Genomic DNA, 26,342 nt, shown 5'->3' on the forward strand with positions numbered 1-26,342 from the left:
ACTGGAAGGGATAAACAATCGAATAAAGGTCATTAAGCGGATGGCGTACGGTTACCGGGATAGCGAGTTCTTTTTCATGAAGATCAAGAGCGTCTTTCCCGGTAATCCGTGAAGAACCAAAAAAAAGCCCCGCCAAGTGGCGGGGTTGAGGTACGAGCGTGGCGCTCGGAAATCGGTGCTGCCAGGCCTTCCCTGTGAAGGGAAGGCCTGTTGAGACTTACAGCAAGATGGTGCGGATGTCGTTGAGCAGCTGGCTCAGACGCTGCGTGAAGCGGGCAGCAGCAGCGCCGTTGATCACGCGGTGATCGTAGGACAACGACAGCGGCAGCATCAGCTTCGGTTGGAACGCTTTACCGTCCCACACAGGCTGGATAGTGGCCTTGGACACACCCAGGATCGCCACTTCCGGCGCGTTGACGATTGGCGTGAAGCCAGTGCCGCCAATGTGACCGAGGCTGGAGATGGTGAAGCAGGCGCCTTGCATGTCGTCGGCGGTGAGCTTCTTGTCGCGGGCCTTGGCAGCCAGCGCAGCAGCTTCAGCGGCGAGTTGCAGCAGGCTCTTCTGATCAACGTTCTTGATCACAGGAACCAGCAGGCCGTCCGGGGTATCCACCGCGAAACCTACGTTCACGTACTTCTTGCGAATGATCGCCTTGCCGCTTGGTGCCAGCGAACTGTTGAAGTCCGGCAGTTCCTTGAGCAAGTGCGCGCACGCCTTGAGCAGCAGTGGCAGCACGGTCAGTTTCACGCCGGCTTTTTCGGCCACGGCTTTCTGCGCAACACGGAAAGCTTCCAGGTCGGTGATATCGGCCTGGTCGAACTGAGTCACGTGCGGGATGTTCAGCCAGCTGCGGTGCAGGCTCGACGCGCCGATTTGCATCAGGCGGGTCATCGGCACTTCTTCGGTTTCGCCGAAGCGGCTGAAGTCCACGACCGGGATCGGTGGAATGCCCGAGCCGCCCGTAGCAGCGCCGGCAGCCGGAGCTTCCTTGGCCTTCTGCATCATGGCTTTGACGTAAACCTGCACGTCTTCCTTGAGCACACGACCGTGTGGGCCGGTGGCCGACACAGCGTTGAGCTCAACGCCGAACTCACGGGCCAGCTGACGCACGGCAGGGCCGGCGTGAACCTTGGCACCGCTTGGCGCAGGTGCGGCAGCCGCAGGGGCCGGTGCGGCCTCGGCTTTTGCAGCAGGTGCGGCAGGTGCAGCAGCGGCCGGAGCAGCTTCAGCCTTGGCAGCCGGAGCAGCAGCCGGTGCTGGCGCAGCAGCAGGTGCAGCGCCTTGTACTTTGAGCTTGAGGATGAAGTCACCAGTGCCGACTTCGTCTTCCAGCTTGACCGCAATGCTTTCCACCACGCCGGCAGCCGGCGAAGGGATTTCCATGGAGGCCTTGTCGGACTCCAGGGTGATCAGCGACTGGTCGGCTTCGACGGTGTCGCCGACCTTGACCAGCAACTCGATGATCTTGGCCTTGCCCGACGAACCGATGTCCGGAACATGAATGTCCTGAACAGTGGCGGCGGCAGGTGCGGCAGCCGGAGCTGGAGCAGCCTCGGCAGCAGCAGGTTTTTCAGCAGCAGGTGCGGGTGCGGCAGCGGCAGCCGGGGCTGGCGCAGGGGCCGCATCAGCGGCACCTTCGATTTCCAGTTCCAGCAGTTCGTCGCCTTCTTTCAGGCGGTCGCCCAGCTTCACTTTCAGGCTCTTGACCACGCCGGCCTTGGGAGCAGGGATTTCCATGCTCGCCTTGTCCGACTCCAGGGTCAGGATGCTCTGGTCGGCTTCGACGGTGTCGCCGACCTTCACAAACAGCTCGATTACTTCACCTTCACCGCTGCCGATGTCAGGTACGCGAATGAGTTCGCTCACAAAAAATCTCCTCAGCAGTCCAGTGGGTTGCGTTTTTCCGGGTTGATGCCGAACTTGACGATAGCGTCAGCCACCACCTTGGGTTCGATCTCACCACGGTCAGCCAAGGCTTCCAGGGCTGCCAACACCACGAAGTGACGGTCAACTTCGAAGAAGTGACGCAGCTTCTTGCGGCTGTCACTGCGGCCGAAACCGTCGGTGCCCAGGACTTTGAATTCCTTGGACGGGACCCACTGGCGAATCTGTTCAGCGAACAGCTTCATGTAGTCGGTAGAGGCAATGACTGGACCTTTACGGCCGGCCAGGCACTCTTCGACGTAGCTCTTGGCTGGTTTCTGACCTGGGTGCAGGCGGTTGTTGCGCTCCACCGCCAGGCCGTCGCGACGCAGTTCGTTGAAGCTGGTAACGCTCCACACGTCAGCGCCGACGTTGAACTCTTCACGCAGGATCTTCGCCGCTTCACGCACTTCACGCAGGATGGTGCCGGAGCCCATCAGTTGCACGTGGTGCGCCGCTTCCTTGGTGTCTTCTTCGAGCAGGTACATGCCCTTGATGATGCCTTCTTCAACACCGGCCGGCATGGCAGGTTGCTGGTAGGACTCGTTCATCACGGTGATGTAGTAGAAAACGTCCTGCTGCTCTTCGGTCATCTTCTTCATGCCGTCCTGGATGATCACCGCCAGCTCATAGCCGTAGGTTGGATCAAAGGTGCGGCAGTTCGGGATGGTGGCAGCCAGGATGTGGCTGTGACCGTCTTCGTGTTGCAGGCCTTCGCCGTTCAGCGTGGTCCGGCCGGCAGTACCGCCGATCAGGAAGCCACGGGTACGGCTGTCGCCTGCTGCCCACGCCAGGTCGCCGATACGCTGGAAGCCGAACATCGAGTAGAAGATGTAGAACGGCAGCATCGGCTGGTTGTGGCTGGAGTACGAAGTACCGGCAGCGATGAAGGAGCTCATGGCGCCTGCTTCGTTGATGCCTTCTTCGAGGATCTGGCCCTTCTTGTCTTCCTTGTAGAACATCACCTGGTCTTTATCGACTGGCTCGTAGAGCTGGCCGACGGAGGAGTAGATGCCCAACTGACGGAACATGCCTTCCATACCGAAGGTACGGGCTTCGTCCGGGATGATCGGGACGATACGCGAACCGATTTCCTTGTCCTTGACCAATTGCGCCAGGATGCGCACGAAAGCCATGGTGGTGGAGATTTCACGGTCGCCCGAGCCGTCCAGGATAGCCTTGAGGGTATCGAGTGGCGGTGTAGGAATGTCGAAAGACTTGGCGCGGCGCTGTGGCACGAAACCGCCCAGTGCAGTACGACGCTCGCTGAGGTAGCGGGCTTCGGCGCTGTTTGGCTCCGGCTTGAAGAACGGCAGGTTCTCCAGCTCCTCGTCCTTGACCGGGATGTCGAAGCGATCGCGGAACAGCTTCAGGCTTTCAACATCAACTTTCTTGGTGTTGTGCGCGGTGTTCTTCGCTTCGCCGGCACCGGTGCCATAACCTTTGATGGTCTTGGCCAGGATGACAGTTGGTTGTTCTTTGTGGTTGACCGCTTCGTGGTACGCCGCGTAGACCTTGTACGGGTCGTGGCCGCCACGGTTGAGTTTCCAGATCTCGTCGTCGGACAGGTCTGCAACCATCGCCTTGAGTTCTGGCGAGTTGAAGAAGTGTTCACGTACGAACGCGCCGTCTTTGGCTTTGTAGTTCTGATACTCGCCGTCGATGACTTCGTCCATGCGACGTTGCAGGATACCGTCGACGTCCTTGGCCAGCAGTGGGTCCCAGAAACGGCCCCAGATAACTTTGGTCACGTTCCACTGAGCACCGCGGAACACGCCTTCGAGCTCCTGGATGATCTTGCCGTTGCCGCGAACCGGGCCGTCTAGGCGCTGCAGGTTGCAGTTGATGACGAAGATCAGGTTGTCGAGCTTCTCGCGGCCAGCCAGGGAGATGGCGCCCAGGGATTCCGGCTCGTCACACTCGCCGTCGCCCAGGAAGCACCAGACTTTCTGCTTGCCTTCAGGGATGAAGCCACGCGCTTCCAGGTACTTCATGAAGCGTGCCTGGTAGATCGCCTGGATCGGGCCAAGGCCCATGGACACAGTCGGGAACTGCCAGAAATCAGGCATCAGCCAAGGGTGCGGGTACGACGACAGGCCGTTACCGTCCACTTCCTGGCGGAAGTTGTTCATGTGTTCTTCGGTGATGCGGCCTTCCATGAACGCACGGGCGTAGACGCCTGGCGAAGTGTGGCCCTGGAAGTAGATCAGGTCGCCGCCGTGTTCGTCGGTCGGGGCCTGGAAGAAGTAGTTGAAGCCGATGTCATACAGGGTTGCGCTGGAAGCGAAGCTGGAGATGTGACCGCCCAGGTCAGAATCTTTCAAGTTCGTGCGCATTACCATCGCCATGGCGTTCCAACGTACCAGCGAGCGAATGCGGCGTTCCATGAACAGGTCGCCAGGCATGCGTGCTTCGTGGGTAACGGGGATGGTGTTGCGGTATGGCGTGGTGATGGCGTAAGGCAATTGCGAGCCGCTGCGGGTCGCGAGTTCGCCCATACGGGTCATCAAATAGTGAGCACGGTCTTCGCCTTCTTTGTCGAGAACCGATTCCAGGGCGTCCAGCCATTCCTGGGTTTCGACGGGATCGAGGTCTTGCATGGCTTGCTCCAGGGCGGAAAGGCTACCAGAATCGGTTGCCTGAAGTTTGCGACTGGCCTTGTGGGCAGACGACATAAATTCTTGGATGGCCGAAGGTTGCTTCGGCGTCCTGTAGTTTTACTACAAATCGTCGGCCATTTCAGCCTTTCGAATGTATATACGAGTAGTAAAACTACACAAGACTGAGCGTATGGCTCGGTCTGGCTGGTGAGCATAATCGTTATTGTTGATCATTTGCGAACAAGAAAAGGTGAAAGTTTGATGTTGGCTGCCAAGATGAAATTAATTTCAGCTATTTCTAACCTTTGTTCGACAGTCCTTCACCAAGCGTGGTTCTTGCCTTCACAACAACACGCCTTTTGCGCGCCGATCAAGGATAGACCATGAGCCTTCCAACGCTGGCCGAACTGCCGGCCATTCTCTTGCCTTTCGCCCAGCGGGCCGAGCAGTCATTTCGTGACGCAGTGGCCGCGCTGGACGTCGATGATGGACTTTCTGCGTGGACGCCGCAACGGTGGGCCGACTTTGCCCGGGTGTGCGCCGCCAGTGATTTCGTCATTGAACAGAGCCTTCGTGACCCTTTGATGTTGCTTGAGCTGGTGGCCTGGGGCGAGCTGGACCGCGGCTTTGCGCCCGGTGAGCTGTGCAGCCAGATCGCCGGTGCCGTGCAACAGGCCGAAACAGAAGATGAGTTGGGCCGGGTGCTGCGCCGCCAACGCACGCGCCAGCAAGTGCGCATTATCTGGCGCGACCTGACCCGACAGGCGGACCTGGTGCAAACCTGTCGCGACCTCTCCGACATGGCCGACGCCAGCATCGACCAGGCTTACCGGTGGCTGTACCAGCGCCACTGCGTGCAGTTCGGCACGCCTACCGGCCGACGCAGCGGCGAAGCCCAGCACATGGTCATCCTCGGCATGGGCAAGCTCGGCGCGGTGGAGTTGAACCTGTCGTCGGACATCGACCTGATCTTCGCCTACCCCGAAGGCGGCGAAACCGTGGGCGTGAAGCGCGCGCTGGACAACCAGGAGTTTTTCATTCGCCTGGGTCAAAAATTGATCAAGGCGCTCGACCCGATGACGGTCGATGGGTTTGTGTTCCGTGTCGACATGCGCCTGCGGCCCTATGGTTCCGCCGGTGCGCTGGTGCTCAGCTTCAATGCGCTGGAGCAGTATTACCAGGATCAAGGCCGCGACTGGGAACGCTACGCCATGATCAAGGCGCGCGTGGTGGCCGGCGACCAGGTGGCCGGTGCGCAACTGCTGGATATGCTGCGCCCGTTCGTCTACCGCCGTTACCTGGATTTTTCTGCGATTGAAGCGCTGCGCACCATGAAGCAGCTGATCCAGCAGGAAGTGCGGCGCAAGGGCATGGCCGAGAATATCAAGCTGGGCTCGGGTGGCATCCGCGAAGTGGAATTTATCGCCCAGGCGTTCCAGTTGATCCACGGTGGCCGCGACCTGAGCCTGCAACAGCGTCCGTTGCTCATGGTGCTCGGCACGCTTGAAGGCCAGGGCTACTTGCCGCCTGCGGTGATCGCGGAGTTGCGCAATGGCTATGAATTCCTGCGTTATACCGAGCACGCGATTCAGGCGATTGCCGACCGTCAGACGCAAATGTTGCCGGACAGCCCGGAAGACCAGGCGCGCATCGCCTTTATGCTGGGCTTCGCCGACTGGGCCGCGTTCCATGAGCGGCTGATGTATTGGCGTGGCCGGGTGGACTGGCACTTCCGTCAAGTGATTGCTGATCCTGACGAAGAAGAAGGTGAAGAAAGCGAGCTGGTGGTGGGCGGGGAATGGTTGCCGTTGTGGGAAGAGTCCCAGGACGAAGACGCCGCTTGCCGCCAGCTGGCCGAGGGCGGTTTTACCGACGCGCCCAAAGCCCTCAAAGCCCTGGCTGGCCTACGTGGCAGCCCGCAGTTGCGCGCCATGCAGCGCCTCGGTCGCGAGCGGCTCGACGCCTTTATCCCGCGCCTGCTGGCCCAGGCCGTCGAACACGCCAACCCGGACTTGGTGCTCGAGCGCGTGCTGCCGCTGGTGGAAGCCGTGGCGCGACGTTCTGCTTACCTGGTGCTGCTGACCGAAAACCCCGACGCCCTGCGCCGCTTGTTGACGCTGTGCGCTGCCAGCCCGTGGATTGCCGAGCAAATCACGCGTTTCCCGCTGCTGCTCGACGAGTTGCTCAACGAAGGCCGCCTGTTCAAGCCGCCTTTGGCGCCGGAGCTCGCCGCTGAGCTGCGTGAGCGCCTCACACGCATCCCCGAAGATGACCTTGAGCAACAGATGGAGGCCTTGCGTCACTTCAAACTGGCCCACCGCCTGCGTGTAGCCGCCTCGGAAATTGCCGGTAGCCTGCCGTTGATGAAGGTCAGCGACTATTTGACCTGGCTCGCCGAAGCCATCCTCGAACAAGTGCTGGCCCTGGCCTGGCGCCAGACGGTTGCCCGTCATGGCTCGCCACAGCGGGTGGACGGCAGTCTGTGCGACCCAGGGTTCATCATTGTCGGTTACGGCAAGGTCGGCGGCATCGAGCTGGGGCATGGCTCGGACCTTGACCTGGTGTTCATTCACGATGGCGACCCGCAGGCCGAAACCGATGGCGCCAAACCCATCGACGGCGCGCAGTTCTTTACGCGCCTGGGCCAGCGCATCATTCACCTGCTCACCACCCAGACCAACTCCGGCCAATTGTATGAAGTGGACATGCGCCTGCGACCTTCCGGCGCCTCCGGTTTGCTGGTCAGCTCGCTTGGGGCGTTTGAGCGCTACCAGGAAAATGAAGCCTGGACCTGGGAACATCAGGCCCTGATCCGCGCGCGGGTGCTGGTGGGCAGCCAGGATGTGGGCCACGCGTTTGAACACGTCCGGGCTAAAGTACTGGGGCGTGAACGTGACTTGGCGAAGCTGCGCCAGGAGGTCAGCGAGATGCGCGCCAAGATGCGCGACAACCTGGGCACCAAGGCCACGGCTGCCGGGACGGCTGCGAATGCCTTCGAGCCGACGACCGTGTTCGACCTCAAGCAAGACGCCGGAGGTATCGTCGATATTGAATTTATGGTGCAATACGCCGCTTTGGCGTGGTCTGCGCAACATCCATCGTTGCTGCGCTATACCGACAATATCCGCATTCTGGAAGGCTTGGAGCAGGTCGGGCTGATGCCCGCCGCCGATGCCCATCTGTTGCGTGAGGTGTATAAGGCCTACCGTTCCGCCGCGCACCGCCAGGCCTTGCAAAACGAGGCCGGCACGGTAGCCGGGGATCAGTTCGCCGACGAGCGGCGCCAGGTGAAGCGCATCTGGAATGAACTGGGGTTAAGCTGAAACTTGATGAATTGAGCGACGCCGATCTGATGTGGAAACCGGCTTTATGTGGGAGCGGGCTTGCTCGCGAAGCAGGCGCTGCGGTCTGTCTATCGGACCGCGGTGATGCCTTCGCGAGCAAGCCCGCTCCCACACAAACCGGTGTTCACACAAACCCGGTCTTATAGTCATTATCGATGCGGGGAGGCATAAGCCTCCCCGCATCGTTTGTGGAAACTACATGAATATTCTGATCGTTGGGCCTAGTTGGGTCGGTGACATGGTGATGGCGCAGACACTGTTCCAGTGCCTCAAGCAACGCCATCCCGACTGCCAAATCGACGTGCTCGCCCCTGAGTGGAGCCGGCCGATTCTTGAGCGCATGCCCGAGGTGCGCGCGGCCTTGAGCTTCCCGCTCGGCCACGGCGCGCTCGAATTGGCAACGCGCCGGCGCATCGGCAAATCCATGGTCGGCCAGTACGACCAGGCGATTTTGCTGCCCAACTCGCTCAAGTCGGCGCTGGTGCCGTACTTTGCCGGCATCCCTAAGCGCACCGGCTGGCGTGGCGAGTTTCGCTACGTGTTGCTCAATGACGTGCGCACCCTCGACAAGGCGCGCTACCCGCTGATGATCGAGCGTTTCATGGCACTGGCCTACGAGCCCGGCGCCGAGTTGCCCACGCCGTACCCGCGCCCCAGCCTGCAGATCGATCCGGCGAGCCGTGACGCGGCGCTGGCCAAGTTCGGCCTGGCGCTTGACCGTCCCGTGCTGGCGCTGTGCCCGGGCGCCGAGTTTGGCGAGTCCAAGCGCTGGCCATCGGAGCATTACGCCAAGGTCGCCGAGATGAAGATCCGCGAAGGCTGGCAGGTGTGGCTGTTTGGTTCGAAGAAGGACCACCCGGTGGGCGAAGACATTCGCCAGCGCCTGATCCCCGGCCTGCGTGAAGAAGCGGTGAACCTCAGCGGCGACACGTCGCTGGCCGAGGCTATCGATTTACTCTCCTGCGCCGACTCGGTGGTTTCCAACGACTCCGGCCTGATGCACGTGGCCGCCGCGCTGAACCGCCCATTGGTGGCGGTATATGGCTCGACGTCGCCCGGTTTTACCCCGCCTTTGGCCGACAAGGTTGAAGTGGTGCGCCTGGGTCTCGATTGCAGCCCGTGCTTTGAGCGCACCTGCCGTTTTGGCCATTACAACTGCATGCGCCAGTTGCTGCCGCAGCCGGTGAACGAAGCCTTGCAGCGGTTGCAGGGTTCTGTGGTTGAGGTTCACTAGTTTGCGCGTATTGGTAGTCAAGACCTCATCCCTGGGCGATGTGATCCACGCGTTGCCGGCATTGACCGACGCGGCGCGGGCGATCCCTGGCATCCGCTTTGACTGGGTGGTGGAAGAAGGCTTTGCCGAGATTCCCACCTGGCACCCGGCCGTGGACAAAGTGATCCCGGTGGCGATTCGTCGCTGGCGCAAGAACATTTGGCAAACCATCAAGAGCGGTGAATGGCGGCGCTTCAAGCAAAGCGTGCAGTCGACCAAATACGATTTGGTGATCGATGCCCAAGGGCTGCTCAAAAGCGCCTGGTTGACGCGTTATGTACGCGCGCCGGTGGCCGGCTTTGATAAAAATTCTGCCCGTGAGCCGCTGGCCGCGCGTTTCTACTCGCGCCGCCTGGCCGTGGCGCGTGGGCAGCACGCGGTAGAACGCTTGCGCCAGCTGTTCGCCGTGGCGCTGGGTTATGACTTGCCCAAAGGCCTGGGCGACTATGGCCTGAGCGTCGACAAGTTGCTCGGCCTGCCGCCGAAAAAACCCTTTGTATTGCTGCTGCACGGCACCACCTGGGACACCAAGCACTGGCCCGAAGCCTACTGGCGTGAGCTGGCCGAACGCATGGGCCGCCTGGGCGTGGACGTGAAATTGCCATGGGGCAATGCCGCCGAAAAAGCCCGTGCCGAACGTTTGGCCCAAGGCCTGCAAAACGCCGAAGTGCTGCCCAAGCTCAACCTGGCCGGCGTCGCCCGTGTGCTGGCCGGTGCCCGCGCCTGTGTCGCGGTGGATACTGGCCTGGGGCATTTGGCCGCCGCGTTGGATGTGCCGACCATCTCCCTGTTCGGCCCCACCAATCCAGGCCTTACCGGCGCCTACGGCAAGGGCCAGATTCACTTGGCCAGCGACTTCCCGTGCGCGCCGTGCCTGCAAAAAACCTGTACCTATCAACCGACGGCCGACGACCTGCGTCGGTTCGACATCAAGCGCGAATCGCCCCTGTGCTTCACGCGCTTGAACCCTGAGCGTGTGGCAAACCGACTGAGCACGTTGTTATTGGCTGAGGAGCTGCACTGATGCAACTGGCTTTTGTTTTGTACAAATATTTCCCCTTCGGTGGCCTGCAGCGCGACTTCATGCGCATCGCCCTGGAGTGCCAGCAGCGCGGCCATACGATTCGGGTCTACACGCTGATCTGGGAAGGCGACATTCCGCCCGGCTTTGAAGTGCTGGTGGCGCCGGTCAAGGCGTTCTTCAACCATCGGCGCAACGAGAAGCTGTTGGCCTGGATGGAAGCCGACCTGGCCAAGCGCCCGGTGGACCGTTTGATCGGCTTCAACAAAATGCCCGGCCTGGACGTGTATTACGCCGCCGACGGCTGCTTTGAAGACAAGGCGCAAAACCTGCGTCACTCGCTGTACAAAAGCTTTGGCCGTTACAAGCACTTTGCCGAGTACGAACGTGCGGTGTTCGCCAAAGACGCCAAGACCGAAGTGTTGATGATTTCCGAAGTGCAGCAACCGCTGTTCATCAAGCATTACGACACACCGCTGGAACGCTTCCATTTGCTGCCGCCGGGCATTGCCCAGGACCGCCGCGCGCCGCCGAATGCGGCTGAAATTCGCGAAGGTTTCCGCAAGGAATTCAACCTGCGTGACGACGAGTTGCTGCTGGTGCAAATCGGTTCCGGCTTCAAGACCAAGGGCGTCGACCGCAGCCTCAAGGCCGTGGCCGCGCTACCGGCCGAGCTTAAAAAACGCACGCGCCTGTTTGTAATTGGCCAGGACGACCCCAAAGTATTCCAATTGCAGAGCGCCACGTTGGGGCTGGGCGATAACGTGCAGTTCCTCAAGGGCCGCAGCGATATCCCGCGTTTCCTGCTGGGTGCCGACCTTTTGATTCACCCGGCGTACAACGAAAATACCGGTACCGTGTTGCTCGAAGCCCTGGTGGCCGGGTTGCCGGTGCTGGTCTCGGCGGTGTGTGGGTATGCCCACTACATTGCTGAAGCCGACAGCGGGTTGGTGCTGGATGAGCCGTTTGAACAAGCGCAGCTCAACCAGTACTTGGCCCAGATGCTTACCGACACTGCACAGCGCGCGGCCTGGGGCCGCAATGGGTTGGCCTTCGCCGAGACGGCCGACCTCTACAGCATGCCGCAGCACGCGGCAGATGTGATTCTGGCGGAGCCGAAACGATGAAGTTGATTCTTGCCGAACCGTTCAAGACGTTATGGGCCGGGCGTGATGCCTTCGCCGAAGTCGAGAAACTGCAAGGCCAGGTATTTCGTGAACTGGCGGCGCGTCGCACCTTGCGTACCGAGGTGGAGGGCCGCCCGTATTTCGTGAAAATCCACCGTGGCATCGGTTGGGGCGAGATCTTCAAGAACCTGATCACCGCCAAGTTGCCGGTGCTCGGTGCCGGCCTGGAATGGTCGGCCATCCACCGTCTGCAGGAACTGGGTGTGCCGACCATGACCGGCGTGGCTTTCGGTGAAAAAGGCAGCAACCCGGCGGACCAGCACTCGTTCATCATCACCGAAGAACTGGCCCCGACCATCAGCCTGGAAGACCTGACCGTCAACTGGGTGGCCGAGCCGCCTGCGTCGGCATTGCGCCATGCGCTCACCGCCGAACTGGCACGCATGGTCGGCGACATGCACCGTGGCGGCGTCAACCACCGCGACTGCTACCTGTGCCACTTTCTGCTGGACACTGCCCAGCCAATCGATGCGCGCACCATCAAGCTTTCAGTGATCGACCTGCACCGTGCCCAATTGCGCGCGCACTTGCCGCTGCGCTGGCGCGACAAGGACTTGTCCGCGCTGTACTACTCGGCGCTGGACATCGGTTTGACCCAGCGCGACAAACTGCGCTTTCTCAAAGGCTACTTCCGCCAGCCGCTGCGCCAGATCCTGGCCGAGCAGTCGGCGTCCCTGAGCCTGTTGCAGCGCAAGGCCGACAAGCTGTATGCGCGCAAGCAACGCCTGGGGGATGCGATCTGATGGCGGGTTGGAACCTGGAACCTGCTTACGCCGCCCTGGCGGATGACTTTGGCAGCCTGGAGGCGGTGTTTGCCTTGCAGGGTGAGCGACTGACGCGCGACCCCTTGTCGGAAGTGATTCGGGTGGAGCGTGGCGGGGTCAATTACTACGTCAAACGCTACGTCGGTGCCGGCAAGGGCCTGCGCCGTTACCTGGGCAAACCTCGGGTGAAGTCCGAATGGCAGAACCTCAAACGCTTCGCCAAGTGGGGAATTCCCACCGCCGATGTGGTGGCCTGGGGCCTTGAGCGCAAGGGTCTGGCGTATGCGCGTGGTGCGATGATCACCCGTGAGCTGCCCAAGACCGAAGACCTGTCGGTGCTGGCCGATCGTAACGATCCGTGCTTGAAAGACCCCCAATGGGTCAATGTGATCAGCCGCCAGCTCGCCGAATACACGCGCACGATGCACGAGCACCGTTTTACCCATAACGACTTGAAGTGGCGCAACCTGCTGGTTGACGATAACCGCACGCTGTACCTGATCGATTGCCCCAACGGCGATTTCTGGCGCGGTTTCTGGCTCAAGTACCGTATTACCAAAGACCTGGCCTGCCTGGATAAAGTCGCCAAGTATCACTTGTCGGCCACCCAGCGCCTGCGCTTCTACATGCAATACCGCCAACGCACGCACCTGACGGCTTCGGACAAACAACGAATCCGCCATGTGGTGAAGTTTTTCGAGGGGCGCGAATGACTGATTTCCTGGCGGCCGATGATCGCGCATTGCTTGCGCGCCACGGCCTGGCTGACTTCGATGCGCTGTGGGCCAGGCAACTGGACGCGGTGGATGAACCCAATACCAGCGACGGCGGCTGGAGCAGTGTGTTTCGCCTGGAGCTTGAAGGCCAGGGTTACTACCTCAAGCGCCAGAGCAACTACCTGACGCGCACGCTGAGCAAGCCGTTTGGCGAGCCGACGTTTGCCCGCGAGTTCCGCAATATCAGCCGCTACCGCAAGCTGGGCATTCCGGCGTTGCAGGCGGCGTTTTTCGGTGAGCGCAAGGTTGAAGGCGAGCGCCGCGCGATGTTGCTGACCCGAGCCCTGGACGGCTGGAATGACCTGGACTCATTGCTCGAACAATGGCCGCAACTGAGTGACGCCCAGCACCGTGCGATCCTGCTGGCCTGCGGTCAGCTGGCGCGCCACCTGCACAGCGTGGGTCAAGTGCATGGCTGTTTTTATCCCAAGCATATTTTTCTGCAACCGCTCGGAGAGGGTTATGCCGCGCAGTTGATCGACCTGGAGAAAACCCGCCCGCTGTTGTTCGGCCGGCGTGATCGGGTCAAGGACTTGGAGCCATTGCTGCGCCGTGCGCCGCAGTGGTCGGATGCGCAAGTGCGGCAACTGCTGGCGGCGTATCTGGATCAGCCTGAAGACAGCACGCTGGTGGGTGCCTGGTTCGAGCGCCTGACGGCCCGGCGCAGCCACAAGGAGAAGCGCTGATGCGCTTGTCCGAACTGAAAAAAGCCGGCCGCACGCCTGAGCTGCCGCTGACCCTCGAATTGGCCGACGCCGCAGGCACCGGCCAGTTGCAACTGCTTAACCTGTTGCGCGTGTTGCCGGGCGAACGCTACGTGGGCGCCGCCGTCTGGCGCGGCCGCCCGGTGTTGGCCAAATTGCTGGTGGGCAGCAAGGCCGCGCGGCATTTTCAGCGCGAACTCAGTGGCGTGCGCCTGCTGGCCGAACAGGGCCTGACCACGCCACAGTTGCTGGCCGATGGCTTGCAGGAAGGCGAGGGCGGCTGGCTGCTGTTTGACTTTATCGAAGGTGCCGAAAGCCTCGCCGATGCCTGGCAGGCGGTCGAAGGTTTGCCGCCATTGGCGGACGAACAAACCGCTGTACTCGCCGAGGCGTTGGGCGCGATTGCGCAGATGCACGCCAAAGGCTTGTGGCAGGAAGACCTGCACCTGGACAACCTGCTGCGCCAGGACGGTAAGCTGTACCTGATCGACGGCGCCGGGATTCGTGTTGAAGAGGCGGGCAAGCCGCTGTCGCGCAACCGGGTGCTGGAAAACCTTGGTGTGTTCTTCGCCCAGTTGCCGAAAAACCTCGAGCCGTTCACCGAAGAATTGCTGGTGTACTACCTGCTGGGCAACGGCGAGCACGCCTTGCCGCTGCAAGCCCTGGAAAAACAGGTGCGCAAAGTCAGTGCCTGGCGCTTGAAAGACTTTTTGAACAAGGTCGGCCGTGAATGCACGCTGTTCAGCGTGGTGCGTGGCGCCTTTGCCTTGCGTGCGATTCGCCGCGAGGAAGAGGCGGCGATGCTGCCGGTGCTGGAGCAGGCCGACGCGCTGCTCGACCAGGGCCATTTGTATAAAACCGGTGGTGCGGCCACGGTTGCCAAGGTCGAAGCGGGCGGTCGGCCGCTGGTGATCAAGCGCTATAACATCAAGGGGTTTGCCCATTGGCTCAAGCGCTTCTGGCGCCCCAGCCGGGCCTGGCATTCATGGCGCGAGGGCAACCGCCTGGCGTTTCTTGGCATCGCCACGCCCAAGCCGCTGGCCGTGCTGGAAAAGCGCTTTTTGTGGCTGCGCAGCCGGGCTTACCTGGTGACTGAATACCTGCCGGGGCCGGACATCATCGAGCGTTTCGCGCCGTATGTTGAGCAGGGCGATGCGCCCGAGAATGAACTGCTGGCCCTGGACCATTTGTTCGCCGAACTGATCCGCGAGCGGATCAGCCATGGTGATTTCAAGGGCCATAACCTGTTCTGGGCCGAGGATCGCTGGGCGTTGATCGACCTGGACGCCATGTGCCAGCACGGCTCGGCCGCAAGCTTCGCACCGGCGTTCGCCAAGGACCGCGCGCGGTTTATGCGTAACTGGTCTGAGAGCAGTGCGCTGTACCAACTGATCGATGCGCGTTTGCCCAAGCAGGTGCAATGATCGTTGCGTTGATCGTTCCTGCGCTCTGCGTGGGAATGCCGACCCGGACGCTCTGCGTCCCGCTCCTCAAGCCACGTGCAAGGTGACGCGGAGCGTCACGGGATGCATTCCCACGCGGAGCGTTGGAACGATCAGCCCGATCATCAGAACTGGTATTCAGCCCCAGCCCCCGCATACCAGGACCTTCCCGGCGCCGCTTCGTAGTAGCGGAAGTTGCCGTCGCCAACAATCACTGAACCGACATACTGGCGATCCAGCAAGTTATCCAGGCGCAGCGTCTGGTGAAAGGTCCAGTGCTCCACCTTCTGTTCGAAGCGTGCCCGCCAGTTGAACACGCTGTAGCCCGGCGCGGCGCGTTGCTGGTTGGTGTCTTCGACGTAGACCTTGCTGCGGTACATGCCTTCGAGGGCGGTGCTGACCCAGTCGCGGGGTTTCCAGTTCAGCTCGGCGAAGAGGGTGGTTTGCGGTACGCCGGGCAGGTAGTTGCCCTTGCCGATAGCCTTGCCGCTGTTGGTAAAGTCGCTGTCGTAGGTCGCTTGCAGGCGGGTGTACGCGAGGGTGGTGCTCCACTGTTCGCTGAGTTGGCTTTCCAGGCCCAGCTCGAAACCTCGGCGCAGGGTTTTGCCGGCGTTCTGGTAGGTGGTGCGACCACCACTGGATTGCTGCACGACCAACTCGTCGTCAGTCGTGATCTGGAATAGCGCAGCGTTGAGGCGCGTGTCCTGGCCAAGCTTGGCTTTCAGGCCGACTTCATACTGCTTGCTCACCGACGGCTTGAGCGCAAAGTTAAAGCCGTTGGCAGTACTCGAATAGGCCGACTCGGCCTGGGTCGGGGTTTCGAAGCCTTTGCCCGCGCTCACATAGCCATGCAGGTCCGGCGTGAAGGCGTACATCACGCTGACCGAAGGCGTGTTTTTCTGGTAGGTCTTGCTGCCGCTGTAATTGCCGTCGCTGGTGAAGTGGTCGTCCACCTCCATCTTCATGCTGCTGTGGCGCAGGCCGGCTTGCAGCGTCCAGTCGCCCAGCAGCCAGTTGGCTTGCACGAACGGGTCGAGGCTGGTGGCGGTGTCGATTTCATCGCGGCCCAAGGCGCCTTTGACGCCGTGCACGCCATCCAGGGTGTTGGAATAGCCTTGGCGGTCATCCTGGCTGCGGTCGTAATCGAGGCCGGTGATCAGGGTCAGTTCGCCTGGGGCGCTGGTGATGGGTCGCAACCAGTGGACCGAGCCGCCGTAGAATTTGCGGTCGAAGTCCACCACCCCGCCGCGCTTGTCAGAGGGCGTGCCGCCCGGAATCGACAGGTACTGAATCACGCTCCTGCGCCCGGTGTACGCATTCACCTGCAGCGTCGCATCGCCGATATAGCGCTCGTAATTCAGGCCCAACTGCTGATGATCGATGCTTTTGCGCGTGTTGTACTGCAATGCCGCCGGCGCGACCGAGCGCGGATCGGCTTTGTAGGCTTCCCAGGTTTGCCCCAGCGGATCCTGCGTGCCGTTCTGCTCCAGGCTGCTATAGATCAGCGCCAACTTGCTGTCGTCATCCGGCTGAAAATTGAGCTTGGCAAAGGTCTGGTCACGCCGGGCGCTGCTGTGGTCGCGATAACCATCGGTGTCCATGCGCGAGGCGTCGAGCACAAAACCTGCGCCGTTCGCCGCGCCTTCGGCGGTGAGGTGGTTTTTGTTCAAACCATCGCTGCCCACCAGGGTTTCGGCACCGATGCGCGGCGGGCCTTCGCCGTCGCGGGAAAACATCTGGATCACGCCGCCGGCATTGCTGCCATACAAGGTGGCGGCCGGGCCGCGCAGCACTTCGATGCGCTCGGCGGTGTCGAGGTTGAAGGTGGCCGCCTGGCCCTGGCCGTCCGGGGTGCTGGCCGGGATGCCGTCGGCGATCAACTTGAGGCCGCGCACGCCAAACGCCGAGCGCGCGCCGAAGCCGCGCGAGGAAATCTGCAGGTCCTGGGCATAGTTCTGGCGGTTCTGTACCACCAGGCCTGGTACGCGGGACAGGGCTTCGGAGGCGTTAATGCCGAGTTGGCCGTCGCTGATTTGCTCATGGCTGATGCTGTCGACTGAATAGGGCAAGTCGAACGTCGGGCTGGCGCTGCGCGAGCCGGTGACCACGCTGGGGTCGAGGACCAGGGCGGTGTCTTCAGCCAGGGCGGTTTCGCACACGGCGAACAGGCCGGGCAGCAGAAGGGTAAAGCGGGCGAGGGTTTTCATCAGTCAGCCGGAATCTGTGGCGCTTAACGCTGTAAACGCGCAAAAGAGGCGAGAGTTTAACCAGTTGGTTAGTGCTGTTGCTCGGGAAATTTCCCACGAAACATTGGGACATCGTGATCTGGGAGCTCACAGCATCCCGATGCTAGCGTGGCTGACGACTATTCGAGGGGTTGGCCATGGGCACAAAACTGGCGGCTGCACTGGGGGTGTTTTCATTGGCATTAAGTGGGTGCGGAACCGTTAACACGGTTTTTCGCGATGACCTGTCAGCGACCCGCGAGTTGCGCAAACAGAAAACCTACTGCGAGTCCATTCCCCGTGCCTACAGCGGCCTGGCGTTCAACTTTTGCCTGCTCAACGCGCCCCCGGACATCACGGGCGTACTGGTGCCGGTGATACTGGCGGATATGGCCGCCTCGGGTATTGTTGATACCGTGGTGCTGCCCTACACGATCTACCAGCAGGGCACGCTGGGCAATATGGGCATTTACTGGCGCCCCGGTCGCTCATAGCCACGGGGATCATCGTGCGCCAAAGCAAGGATGGCAGCATCGAGATCTACCCGTAACCCGCTTGCCGCTTGCCGCTAACAGCTTCCTGCTGCTTTTAAGTTATAATCCCGCCCTTTAGCTGTTTCTCGCTCAGGCGGGAGGCACACTTTTTTCAGGCGCAACCCGCCTGCATGCAGACTAAAAGAGGCTAGACCCCAGTGGCATTGACGATTCTTGGCCTGTCCGGCGCCCTTAGCCATGATCCCTCCGCAGCCCTGTATATCGACGGCAAGCTGATCGCGGCCGCCGAAGAAGAGCGCTTCGTACGCGACAAACATGCAAAGAACCGCATGCCCTACGAATCGGCGAAGTTCTGCCTGGAACAAGCCGGCATCAAGCCTTCCGACGTTGACGTGGTGGCGATCCCGTTCGCCCCGATCAGCCTGTTCGGCGAGGCGCGCTGGCACTACGCCAAGCGTTACTGGTACGCCCCGGACCGCGCCCTTGACGCGATCCTGATGGGCAACCGTCGCTACAAGCGCTATCGCAACAAGATCGTCTGGTGCCTGGAGCAACTGGGCTTCGATCCGAAGAAAATCAAGATCGAACCGGTTGAACACCACCTGGCCCACGCCTCCAGCGCTTACCACTGCTCGGGTTTCCAGGAAAAAACCGCGATCCTGGGCATCGACGGCAAAGGTGAGTACGCCACCACGTTCTTCGGCTACGGCGAAAACGGCAAGATCCACAAGATCAAGGAATTCTACGATCCGGACTCCCTGGGTGGCCTGTACGGTGCGATCACCGAGTTCCTCGGTTTCGAGATGCTCGACGGCGAGTTCAAGGTCATGGGTATGGCGCCGTATGGCGATGCCAGCAAGTACGATTTCTCGCGCCTGGCCTCGTTTGAAAACGGCGAGTTGGTGATCAACACCGACTACGCCAACGTCATCGGCCTGCGTCGTTATAAAGAGAAGGGCAAGGGTTTCTACTTCTCGCCAAAACTGATCGAGTGGCTGGGTCCCAAGCGCGAAGGCGACATCGCCGACGAGCCGTACATCCACTACGCAGCCAGCATGCAGGCGCTGTTCGAGAAACTGGCCTTGCAGATGATCGACCACTACCTGGGCGACATCCTCAAGGACAGCGGCAAGCTGGCGTTCGCCGGTGGTTGCGCGCTGAACGTCAAACTGAACCAGAAGATCATTGCCCGCGATGACGTTAAAGAGCTGTTTGTGCAGCCGGCGTCCGGCGATGCCGGCACCGCGGTTGGCGCGGCGGCCTATGTGTCCCACGCCCGTGGTGTGCCGGTGGAGAAGATGGAACACGTCTATCTCGGCCCGTCCTACAGCAACGAAGACGTGATTGCCGCGTGCGCCAAGCACGAAAGCAAGCCGGTATGGCGCAAGATCGAAAACATGCCCAAGCGCATCGCCAGGATCATGGTCGACGGCAACCCGGTGGCCTGGTTCCAGGGCCGCATGGAGTTCGGCCCGCGTGCGTTGGGCGGTCGTTCGATCATCGGTTGCCCTAGCGCTACCGGCGTGGCTGACCGCATCAACCACCAGATCAAGTTCCGCGAGCGCTGGAGGCCTTTCTGCCCGTCGATGCTCGACACCGTGGCCCCACAGATGATCAAGGTCGATCACCCGGCGCCGTTCATGACCTTCACCTTTGAAGTGTCCGAAGAGTGGAAAACCCGCGTACCGGAAGTGGTCCATGAAGATGGCACCTCCCGCGCCCAGGTGCTCAAGCGCGAATACAACCCGCGTTACTACGACATGATGAAAGAGCTGGAAGTATTGACCGGCAACGGCGTATCGCTGAACACCTCGCTCAACCGTCGTGGCGAAGCGATGATCTGCTCGCCGAAAGACGCGCTGGACATGTTCTTCGGCTCCGACCTGCAGTACCTGATCATGGAAGACATCCTGGTCGTCAAAGACGGCGTGGACCCTTATGACTCGGTCGGCTGAACGCCACGTCCTGCAGTTCTGCCACGGCTATGACGGGCCGTTCCTGGACTGCGCGCGGCAGTACGCCAGCCTGTTCGCAGGCACAGGCTACAAGGTGACCACGGTGTTTCTCACCGGGGTCGCCGACCCCGATGTGGCCGCCGGTTGCGCCTCTGATGAAGTGCTGTTCATGGAGTTCAGCTCCAAGGCCATTCGTGGCCTCAAGCTGGGCGCCATCCGTGAACTGCGCAAAATCGCCGCGTCGCGCAACTTCAGCTTGTGCATTGCCCACCGCTTCAAGCCGATCTACATCGCCTTGCTCGGTACGCGCCTGCCAGTGATCGGCGTGCATCACGCCTTTGGTGATTATCAGCGCCGCAGCCGCAAGCTGTTTGCCTCGATTTTCAGCAAGCGCCTGAGCCTGCTCGGTGTGTCTGACGCGGTGCGCGACGATATGCGCCGCTGCCTGCCAGCCTGGCCGGCGGCACGCATCCAGACCTTGTATAACCGCATCGATGTCCAGGCTCTGCAAGCGTTGCAGGTGCCGGCCGATGAGGCGCGCGATGCCTTGGGGCTGTCGCCGGATGAGTGGGTGGTCGGCAACGTCGGCCGCCTGCACCCGGACAAGGACCAAGCCACCTTGCTCAAAGGCTTTGCCCTGGCCTTGCCGCATTTACCGGCGCAGAGCCGGTTGGCGATCCTCGGCACCGGCCGCCTGGAGAAAGACCTCAAGTCGCTGGCGCGCGAGCTGGGCATTGCCGAGCACGTACTGTTCCTCGGCCAGGTGCCGGATGCGCGCCGGTATTTCCGTGCGTTCGACGTCTTTGCCCTGAGCTCTGACCATGAGCCGTTCGGCATGGTGCTGCTGGAGGCCATGGCCGCCGGCGTGCCGCTGCTCGCCACGGCGTGTGGCGGCGCGCGGGAAGTGGTTGAAGGCGTGGGCATCCTGTTTCCGTTTGGCGATGCCGATCACTTGGGTCAGGGCCTTCGGCATTTGGCCGCGATGGACCGTCAGCAACACCAGCAGTGCGCCGAGATGATGCTTGAGCGCCTGCATCAGCAGTTTTCGGATCAGGCGGTGCGCGAGACTTTCTGGCAGTTGCCTGCTATCACCGAACTGACCGCGAGGGCTTGATGCTCAATCGATTCCAAGGCTTTCGCGAGCGCGGTTGGTCGGTGGTTGACGCGCCGACCTACAGCGACGCCTGGCAGCGTTTTGGCGGCAGTGTCGCCACCCATCCGCAGGTGGTCGAGCGTCTGGCCGGGCTGGCCGAGATTCCAGTGCGCTATCTGGCCTGGGAGCAGGGCGGCGAGCTTAAAGCCTGCATTGCAACTTGGGGGCGCGACCTGGCGTTGTCCAAAGACGTGCTCAAGCGCAACGGCAAAAAAGGCTTGTTCGACCTCGGTAATGCCGAGTTGATCCTGCCCGCCGCCGCCGATGCCCTGGCGCCGCTGCGCCATCGCGCGCGTTACCTGTCGGCCCTGAATGAAGGCCGCTTTGCCGGCATCAAACTCCAGGCCGAACAGTTGGCCATGGCGCGCACGCCTGAAGAACTGTCAAAAAAGTTTCGCTATAACCAGCGCCGTGAATTGCGCCTGCTGGAAGAGGCGGGCGGTGTGGTGCGGCCGGTGCAGGACTTCTCCAGCGCCGAGCTGGCGGCGATCTACTGCGACCTGTTCCAGCGCCGCTGGGGCTTCGCGGCCACCGGTGCCGCGCACATGGCGCAGGTGATCGAGCTGTTGCGTGAGTGGCTGATCGGTTCGGTGATTTTCCTCAACGATGCGCCGATTGCTGTGCAATTGGTGTATCGCGTTGAAGCGCCGCAGTGGGTCAGCGTCGAATATATCAATGGCGGCGTAGACCCCGAAACCCGCGCGTTCAGCCCCGGCAGCGTGCTGAGCTTCCTCAATACGCAAAGTGCCTGGGAACAGGCGCGGGAAGTCGGCAAGCCGTTGCGCTTTTCGTTTGGCCGCGCCGACCGCGAATACAAGGACCGTTGGTGCAACCCCGTGCCGGTGTTCACCGTATGAGTGCCTCGACCAGCCGCAAGCAGGCGCTGCTCAAGCGCCATCGCCGCAATAAGCGCATCGGGCTGCTGGTCAGCCTGCTGGTACTGATTGCAGTGGGTGTACTGGTGGCCTGGTGGTTGCCGCTGCTGTTGGCAGTGCTGGCTTGGGTGGCCCATGAAGCCTGGTTTGCCGACCATCTGTTTTACTCGCCCAAGGACGACTACCAGTATCAATTTGCCGCCGATACCGAACAGCCCAAGGTGACTTTGGATGCGGGCCGGCTGGTGCTGGGCCAGGCGCTGGAGCTGGCGGGCGATGAGACCTTGATCCTCGCACTGCGGCTCAAGAGCAACCTGCTGGGACGTTTTATCGACCCGTATGTCGCCTTGCCGGGCGGCGACCGCCAAGTGTTCGAGCGCGGCGTCAACGGCCTGCGCTACCTCAACCTCACCGGCCAGGCGCAAGCGTTGCTGGCGGGGCAGTTGCTGTTGCGTGGCCGGTTTTGCCGGGTACAGGGTGAGCCTGTGCTGTCGGTGTTCCGCCAGCCGGATGTGCGTCAGCAGCGGGTGATGGTGATTGCGCCGCATGCCGACGATGCCGAGCTGGCTGCCTTTGGCCTGTACCGCCAGGCAGCACAGCCCTGGATCGTGACGCTGACCGCCGGAGAGATCGAAGCCGAGCATTATCAGCACATGGGCCTGGGCAAGCCTGAAGCGGCGCGCCTCAAGGGCCGGTTGCGTGCCTGGGACAGTATCGCCGTGCCGCGCTGGGCCGGCGTGCCGCAGGAGCACTGCGTTCAGCTCGGGTATTTTTGCCTGCAGTTGGCAGCGATGAAAGCCGAGCCTGCGCGCGCCATTGCGTCGCGGGAGGCCGAGTTGAGCGATATCCGCCTGTTCCGCCAATTCAACCCGTTCCCGCTGCCAGCGGATGCCGATGGCCAGCCGACCTGGAACAACCTGCTGGCGGACCTGCGTGCCGTGCTGTTGATGGCACGACCTGAGGTCATCGTATTGCCGCATCCGGTGATCGATCCGCACCCTGACCATATCTGCGCTCAGCAAGCCGTTTTGGAAGCCTTGCAGGGCCTGGAATGGCAGCCGACCACCTTGCTCGGCTACGCCAACCACCTGCATGACAACGACCGCTGGCCGATGGGGGATTCGGGCAATAGTGTCGCTTTGCCGCCATGCTTCGATTCTACTTACATTTTGCAACCATATTGTCTGCCGGTATCGGAGGAGCGGCAGTGTGAAAAGGCCATGTCGCTGGGCATGATGCATGACTTGCAGCCGCGGATGCCGTTCAAGCGGCGGGTGCGGCGGGTCATACAGCGTCTGCTGGCGGGCAGGGTCGTCTCGCCGTGGGGTGAGAACGAGTTTTTCCGCAAGGCCATTCGGCGCCATGAACTCTTTTGGTTCATCAAGCACAAGTAACGTTTAGCGACGTGGTGGCGCGCAGCGCGCCCCAGTACAAAATGACAGTGAGTCCCCCGTGAGCAATCCGTGCCCCCGCATCCTTTTTATTATTCCTTACTTTGGCCGCTGGCCATTCTGGATGCCGTTTTTTCTCGAAAGCTGCCGCCACAACGCCGATGTCGATTGGTTGCTGTTCAGCGACTGCCCGATGCCGGCGAATGTGCCGGATAATGTTCGTATCGAAAGCATCACCTTTGCCGATTACTGCGCGCTGGTTTCCCAGCGGCTATACATCAACTTTGCGCCCCAGGCGCCGTACAAACTGTGTGACATCAAGCCGGCGCTGGGGCATATCCACGCTGACCGCCTCACCGGCTACGATTTCTGGGCGTTTGGCGATCTTGACCTGATCTACGGCAACCTGCGCGAGTATTTCACCGCCGAGCGGTTGGCCAGCTATGACTTGTTTTCAACCCATGAGCGGCGGGTAGCCGGGCATTTGTGCCTGATGCGTAACACGCCCAGGAAGCGGCATGCGTTCATGCAGATCAAGGATTGGGAGGCGCGTTTCACCGATCAGGCGCATCATGCGCTGGATGAAGGCGCCTTCAGCCGGATTTTCCTGTGGCGCAAGAATTTCCCCAAGCCGCTGTTCGAGTTGGTCGGCAAGTTCAACCCCTGGCGTCGGCGCAGTGAGTTCACCGAGGCGTTCAGTACGCCCGGTGGTGTGATCAAATGGCACGACGGCAGTGAGCGCTTCCCGCACCAATGGTTCTGGAACAAGGGGCGGCTGACCAATGACAGGGATGGTGAGCGGGAATTTCCGTATTTTCATTTTGTCTGTTGGAAGCGTAATCAGTGGCCGTTGCTACCGGAGCCTGACGCCGAGTACGTCGAGACGCTGGCGGCTGAAACAACCTGGGTGGTTGATGCCACAGGTTTCCATCGAGGAGAGTTATGAGTCGGCGTTTCAAGGTCCTGCAACTGCAGCCTGACTACAATGTTAAATCCCATGACTTTGCCGACCTGGCCGAGCAGATCGTCAAGGCATTGCCTGCCGAGCGCTACGAGGTCACCGCCGCGTTCCTGCGTGGCAAGCCAGCGCCTGGGGAGCCGGTCAGCCGGGCTGCCAAGTCGGTCTACTTCGAGTTTTCCGACAAGTCGCTCAAAGGCTTGCGACTGCGCGCCATGTGGCAGCTGTATAAGTTCTGCCGCCGCGAACAGTTCGACGTGGTGGTGTGCAACCGCTTCAAGCCGGTCAACATGATGTTGCAGCTCAACCGTTGGTTGAAGATCCCGTTGTGCATTGGCATCTCCCACGGTTTTGGCGAGTATGACCGTCTCTACCGCCGCAAGCAGGCGCAGCGCTGGATCGATGCGCACTGGCGCTTTGTCGGCGTGTCGCCGGCGGTCAAGCAGTACCTGCTCGATTGCCAGTGCGGGTTTACCGACCAGAATACCTACGCGATTACCAACGCCATCGACATCGAGCAGGCCGAAGGCTTGCAGCATTCACGCACGCGTGCGCGTGAGTTGCTGGGCATCGACCCTTCGGTACGGTTGATCGGCGCCTTGGGCCGGCTGGTGCCGGTCAAAGGCCACACCTACTTGTTGCAGGCGTTTGCGGCGCTGAAAGATAAATACCCCATCGCGCAGCTGGCCATCATTGGCGCCGGGCGCGAAGAGGCCAACCTGGCTGCGCAAATCCAGAGCCTTGGCCTGGGCGGACGCGTGCACCTGTTGGGCTTCAAGGAAAACGCGCTGCAATACGTGCGAGCCTTTGACATTTGGGCAATGCCTTCGCTCGCAGAAGGCCTGGGTTTGGCATTGCTGGAAGGCATGAGCGGCCGCCTGCCGGTGATTGCCTCCAGCGTGCCGGCCATGCTGCCGTTGATCGAAGGCGCCGGTGGCCTGGCAGTGGAGCCGGCCAACGTGCCCCAACTGACCCAGGCGCTGGACACTTACCTGGCGCTGTCCGACGAGGCACTCGCACAAAAAGGCGAGCAGGCCTACCAGTACCTTCAGGCGCAACATGACATTGAGGTATTCCGCCAGGAATACCTGGAGCTGATTGATTCAGGCTTGGCTCAAGCACCCGGGAAGAATGTATGAACCAGAGTCAGCCCTTGGTCACGGTGATCATTGCGTCGTATAACCATGCTCCCTACATTGAGGAAAGCATCCTCAGTGTGTTGAACCAGACCTATCCCAATATCGAGCTGCTGGTAGTGGACGATGGCTCGACTGACGACAGTGTCGAGCGCATCCGCCGTCTGCAGGAGCATCACCGGTTCGACTTTCGTGTGCAGCAGAACCAGGGGCTGACCAACACCCTCAATGGCGCGATTGCCCGGTCCCAGGGGCCGCTGATTGTGCCGTTCGGTTCGGACGACATCATGATGCCCGAGCGCATTGCGACCCAGGTGGCCTATATGGATGGCAAGCCTGAGGTGGGTATCTGCGCGGGCAATATCGAGCTGATTGACTCCCAGGGCGAGTTGTTCCCGGAGAAGCGCCAGCGCCGTGACGTGCCGTTTCGACGCCTGGATTTCGACGACATGTTCCTGGAGCGCAAACCTTACCCGCCGGCGCCTACGCTGATGATCCGGCGTGAAGCGCTGGAAAAGGTCGGCGGGTTTGACCCGCAGATCCGCCTGGAAGATTTGCTGATCGAACTGAAGATCACCCACGCTGGGTACTTCATCGACGGCTTGAACGTGGTGATGGCGCGCTACCGCAAGCACGCGACCAATTCGTACAAGAATCATCGATTCATGATCGATAACATCCTGCGCTCATACGCGTTGTTCAGTGATCACCCGCTGTATGACGAGGTGCGTTACAAGTTCCTCAGCTCCATGTTCCTCAAGACCTCCAACCGCAACCGTGCGTTGGCGCGAGAGCTGCTGGCGCAGATCCCGTTTCGGGCCTGGAACAAGAAGACGTGGCGCGGCTTGGCCCGCCTGTATTTTTCCCCGCTGGAAAAAGACTGATACCAGGATCAGGGCAGCACACCTTCACCGTGTGTGCCGCGATCTAGATGTGGGAGCTGGCTTGCCTGCGATGGCGGCTTTTGGTGGTGTACATATTCGTTGCTGCGGCACCGGCATCCCTGCCGGTTTAGCCCCCAAATCCCTGTCAGATTCCGGCCATCGTGTTTGACGGGGCGATTTCAGATCAAGATCAAAAGCGCAGATCAAAAGACCGCTGACTTCGTCATCGAAAAGGA

21 protein-coding genes are annotated in these 26,342 nt (G+C 61.2%); 17 read left to right on the forward strand and 4 right to left on the reverse strand.

Features of this window, described 5'->3' with window-relative positions:
* On the forward strand, positions 1-112 hold a 112-nt coding region (locus tag ACTD9P_RS23095; protein WP_036984840.1), incomplete at its 5' end, for a transposase.
* Positions 113-217: 105 nt separating this feature from the next.
* Here ACTD9P_RS23095 and aceF read toward each other — a convergent pair.
* Both aceF and aceE read right to left on the reverse strand, forming a co-directional pair.
* Positions 218-1,867, reverse strand: a complete 1,650-nt coding sequence (aceF, locus tag ACTD9P_RS23100) for a dihydrolipoyllysine-residue acetyltransferase (RefSeq protein ID WP_438869505.1) — start codon at positions 1,865-1,867, stop codon at positions 218-220.
* Positions 1,868-1,878: 11 nt separating this feature from the next.
* On the reverse strand, positions 1,879-4,524 hold the full coding sequence (aceE, locus tag ACTD9P_RS23105) for a pyruvate dehydrogenase (acetyl-transferring), homodimeric type (RefSeq protein WP_138817161.1): 2,646 nt from the start codon (positions 4,522-4,524) through the stop codon (positions 1,879-1,881).
* Between the two features lie 383 nt (positions 4,525-4,907).
* Between aceE and glnE the strand changes: the two genes are divergently transcribed.
* The 8 genes from glnE to ACTD9P_RS23145 all read left to right on the forward strand — a co-directional run bounded on the left by glnE (position 4,908) and on the right by ACTD9P_RS23145 (position 15,017).
* The gene (gene glnE, locus ACTD9P_RS23110) at positions 4,908-7,847 is read left to right on the forward strand and encodes a bifunctional [glutamate--ammonia ligase]-adenylyl-L-tyrosine phosphorylase/[glutamate--ammonia-ligase] adenylyltransferase (protein WP_438869506.1); all 2,940 of its coding nucleotides are present in this window, start codon (positions 4,908-4,910) and stop codon (positions 7,845-7,847) included.
* Between the two features lie 220 nt (positions 7,848-8,067).
* Positions 8,068-9,102, forward strand: a complete 1,035-nt coding sequence (waaF, locus tag ACTD9P_RS23115) for a lipopolysaccharide heptosyltransferase II (RefSeq protein ID WP_438869507.1) — start codon at positions 8,068-8,070, stop codon at positions 9,100-9,102.
* A gap of 1 nt (position 9,103) precedes the next feature.
* Complete coding sequence (gene waaC, locus ACTD9P_RS23120) at positions 9,104-10,165, forward strand: lipopolysaccharide heptosyltransferase I (RefSeq protein ID WP_438869508.1); 1,062 nt, start codon at positions 9,104-9,106, stop codon at positions 10,163-10,165.
* Positions 10,165-11,289, forward strand: coding sequence for a glycosyltransferase family 4 protein (locus tag ACTD9P_RS23125; protein WP_438869509.1), 1,125 nt, complete (start codon positions 10,165-10,167; stop codon positions 11,287-11,289). The genes waaC and ACTD9P_RS23125 overlap by 1 nt, the downstream gene beginning before the upstream one ends.
* Positions 11,286-12,092, forward strand: a complete 807-nt coding sequence (gene rfaP / locus ACTD9P_RS23130; protein WP_438869510.1) for a lipopolysaccharide core heptose(I) kinase RfaP — start codon at positions 11,286-11,288, stop codon at positions 12,090-12,092. Before ACTD9P_RS23125 ends, rfaP begins: the two co-directional genes overlap by 4 nt.
* Positions 12,092-12,826, forward strand: coding sequence for a lipopolysaccharide kinase InaA family protein (locus ACTD9P_RS23135; protein ID WP_138817155.1), 735 nt, complete (start codon positions 12,092-12,094; stop codon positions 12,824-12,826). Before rfaP ends, ACTD9P_RS23135 begins: the two co-directional genes overlap by 1 nt.
* Positions 12,823-13,575: a lipopolysaccharide kinase InaA family protein gene (locus ACTD9P_RS23140; protein WP_438869511.1), complete on the forward strand. Its 753-nt coding sequence runs from the start codon at positions 12,823-12,825 to the stop codon at positions 13,573-13,575. Before ACTD9P_RS23135 ends, ACTD9P_RS23140 begins: the two co-directional genes overlap by 4 nt.
* Positions 13,575-15,017, forward strand: coding sequence for a lipopolysaccharide kinase InaA family protein (locus ACTD9P_RS23145; RefSeq protein ID WP_438869512.1), 1,443 nt, complete (start codon positions 13,575-13,577; stop codon positions 15,015-15,017). Before ACTD9P_RS23140 ends, ACTD9P_RS23145 begins: the two co-directional genes overlap by 1 nt.
* Positions 15,018-15,160: 143 nt before the next feature.
* Here the strand turns inward: ACTD9P_RS23145 and ACTD9P_RS23150 are convergent, their stop codons facing one another.
* Positions 15,161-17,242 carry a TonB-dependent receptor family protein gene (locus ACTD9P_RS23150; RefSeq protein ID WP_438869513.1) on the reverse strand — a complete coding sequence of 694 codons (2,082 nt, stop codon included), beginning with the start codon at positions 17,240-17,242 and terminating at the stop codon, positions 15,161-15,163.
* Positions 17,243-17,418: 176 nt separating this feature from the next.
* Between ACTD9P_RS23150 and ACTD9P_RS23155 the strand changes: the two genes are divergently transcribed.
* The 8 genes from ACTD9P_RS23155 to ACTD9P_RS23190 all read left to right on the forward strand — a co-directional run bounded on the left by ACTD9P_RS23155 (position 17,419) and on the right by ACTD9P_RS23190 (position 26,106).
* Positions 17,419-17,754 (forward strand): YceK/YidQ family lipoprotein, encoded by a 336-nt coding sequence (locus tag ACTD9P_RS23155; protein ID WP_438869514.1) that lies wholly within the window; start codon positions 17,419-17,421, stop codon positions 17,752-17,754.
* 197 nt (positions 17,755-17,951) lie between these two features.
* Entirely contained in the window at positions 17,952-19,709 is a 1,758-nt protein-coding gene (locus ACTD9P_RS23160; RefSeq protein WP_438869515.1) for a carbamoyltransferase family protein, read from the forward strand.
* Positions 19,693-20,823 (forward strand): glycosyltransferase, encoded by a 1,131-nt coding sequence (locus tag ACTD9P_RS23165; RefSeq protein ID WP_438869516.1) that lies wholly within the window; start codon positions 19,693-19,695, stop codon positions 20,821-20,823. The genes ACTD9P_RS23160 and ACTD9P_RS23165 overlap by 17 nt, the downstream gene beginning before the upstream one ends.
* Positions 20,823-21,719 (forward strand): GNAT family N-acetyltransferase, encoded by an 897-nt coding sequence (locus ACTD9P_RS23170; RefSeq protein WP_438869518.1) that lies wholly within the window; start codon positions 20,823-20,825, stop codon positions 21,717-21,719. Before ACTD9P_RS23165 ends, ACTD9P_RS23170 begins: the two co-directional genes overlap by 1 nt.
* On the forward strand, positions 21,716-23,131 hold the full coding sequence (locus ACTD9P_RS23175) for a PIG-L family deacetylase (RefSeq protein ID WP_438869519.1): 1,416 nt from the start codon (positions 21,716-21,718) through the stop codon (positions 23,129-23,131). Before ACTD9P_RS23170 ends, ACTD9P_RS23175 begins: the two co-directional genes overlap by 4 nt.
* A gap of 58 nt (positions 23,132-23,189) precedes the next feature.
* Positions 23,190-24,074 carry a DUF6625 family protein gene (locus ACTD9P_RS23180; RefSeq protein WP_438869520.1) on the forward strand — a complete coding sequence of 295 codons (885 nt, stop codon included), beginning with the start codon at positions 23,190-23,192 and terminating at the stop codon, positions 24,072-24,074.
* The gene (locus ACTD9P_RS23185) at positions 24,071-25,225 is read left to right on the forward strand and encodes a glycosyltransferase family 4 protein (protein WP_438869521.1); all 1,155 of its coding nucleotides are present in this window, start codon (positions 24,071-24,073) and stop codon (positions 25,223-25,225) included. The genes ACTD9P_RS23180 and ACTD9P_RS23185 overlap by 4 nt, the downstream gene beginning before the upstream one ends.
* Complete coding sequence (locus tag ACTD9P_RS23190) at positions 25,222-26,106, forward strand: glycosyltransferase (protein ID WP_438869522.1); 885 nt, start codon at positions 25,222-25,224, stop codon at positions 26,104-26,106. The genes ACTD9P_RS23185 and ACTD9P_RS23190 overlap by 4 nt, the downstream gene beginning before the upstream one ends.
* 24 nt (positions 26,107-26,130) lie before the next feature.
* Here the strand turns inward: ACTD9P_RS23190 and ACTD9P_RS23195 are convergent.
* A partial coding sequence (locus ACTD9P_RS23195; protein ID WP_438869523.1) for a hypothetical protein occupies positions 26,131-26,342 on the reverse strand: 212 nt, incomplete at its 5' end.

Source organism: Pseudomonas onubensis (assembly GCF_965653655.1).
Taxonomy (GTDB): Bacteria; Pseudomonadota; Gammaproteobacteria; order Pseudomonadales; family Pseudomonadaceae; genus Aquipseudomonas.

What these genes read in the sequence shown, in the direction of transcription:
- glnE (WP_438869506.1), top strand. Translation starts at nt 4,908, where the DNA reads ATGAGCCTTCCAACGCTGGCCGAACTGCCGGCCATTCTCTTGCCTTTC.
- waaF (WP_438869507.1), top strand. Translation starts at nt 8,068, where the DNA reads ATGAATATTCTGATCGTTGGGCCTAGTTGGGTCGGTGACATGGTGATG.
- ACTD9P_RS23175 (WP_438869519.1), top strand. Translation starts at nt 21,716, where the DNA reads ATGAGTGCCTCGACCAGCCGCAAGCAGGCGCTGCTCAAGCGCCATCGC.
- ACTD9P_RS23145 (WP_438869512.1), top strand. Translation starts at nt 13,575, where the DNA reads ATGCGCTTGTCCGAACTGAAAAAAGCCGGCCGCACGCCTGAGCTGCCG.
- ACTD9P_RS23170 (WP_438869518.1), top strand. Translation starts at nt 20,823, where the DNA reads ATGCTCAATCGATTCCAAGGCTTTCGCGAGCGCGGTTGGTCGGTGGTT.
- ACTD9P_RS23165 (WP_438869516.1), top strand. Translation starts at nt 19,693, where the DNA reads ATGACTCGGTCGGCTGAACGCCACGTCCTGCAGTTCTGCCACGGCTAT.
- aceE (WP_138817161.1), bottom strand. Translation starts at nt 4,524, where the DNA reads ATGCAAGACCTCGATCCCGTCGAAACCCAGGAATGGCTGGACGCCCTG.
- ACTD9P_RS23185 (WP_438869521.1), top strand. Translation starts at nt 24,071, where the DNA reads ATGAGTCGGCGTTTCAAGGTCCTGCAACTGCAGCCTGACTACAATGTT.
- ACTD9P_RS23190 (WP_438869522.1), top strand. Translation starts at nt 25,222, where the DNA reads ATGAACCAGAGTCAGCCCTTGGTCACGGTGATCATTGCGTCGTATAAC.
- ACTD9P_RS23150 (WP_438869513.1), bottom strand. Translation starts at nt 17,242, where the DNA reads ATGAAAACCCTCGCCCGCTTTACCCTTCTGCTGCCCGGCCTGTTCGCC.
- ACTD9P_RS23135 (WP_138817155.1), top strand. Translation starts at nt 12,092, where the DNA reads ATGGCGGGTTGGAACCTGGAACCTGCTTACGCCGCCCTGGCGGATGAC.
- ACTD9P_RS23140 (WP_438869511.1), top strand. Translation starts at nt 12,823, where the DNA reads ATGACTGATTTCCTGGCGGCCGATGATCGCGCATTGCTTGCGCGCCAC.
- rfaP (WP_438869510.1), top strand. Translation starts at nt 11,286, where the DNA reads ATGAAGTTGATTCTTGCCGAACCGTTCAAGACGTTATGGGCCGGGCGT.
- ACTD9P_RS23155 (WP_438869514.1), top strand. Translation starts at nt 17,419, where the DNA reads ATGGGCACAAAACTGGCGGCTGCACTGGGGGTGTTTTCATTGGCATTA.
- ACTD9P_RS23125 (WP_438869509.1), top strand. Translation starts at nt 10,165, where the DNA reads ATGCAACTGGCTTTTGTTTTGTACAAATATTTCCCCTTCGGTGGCCTG.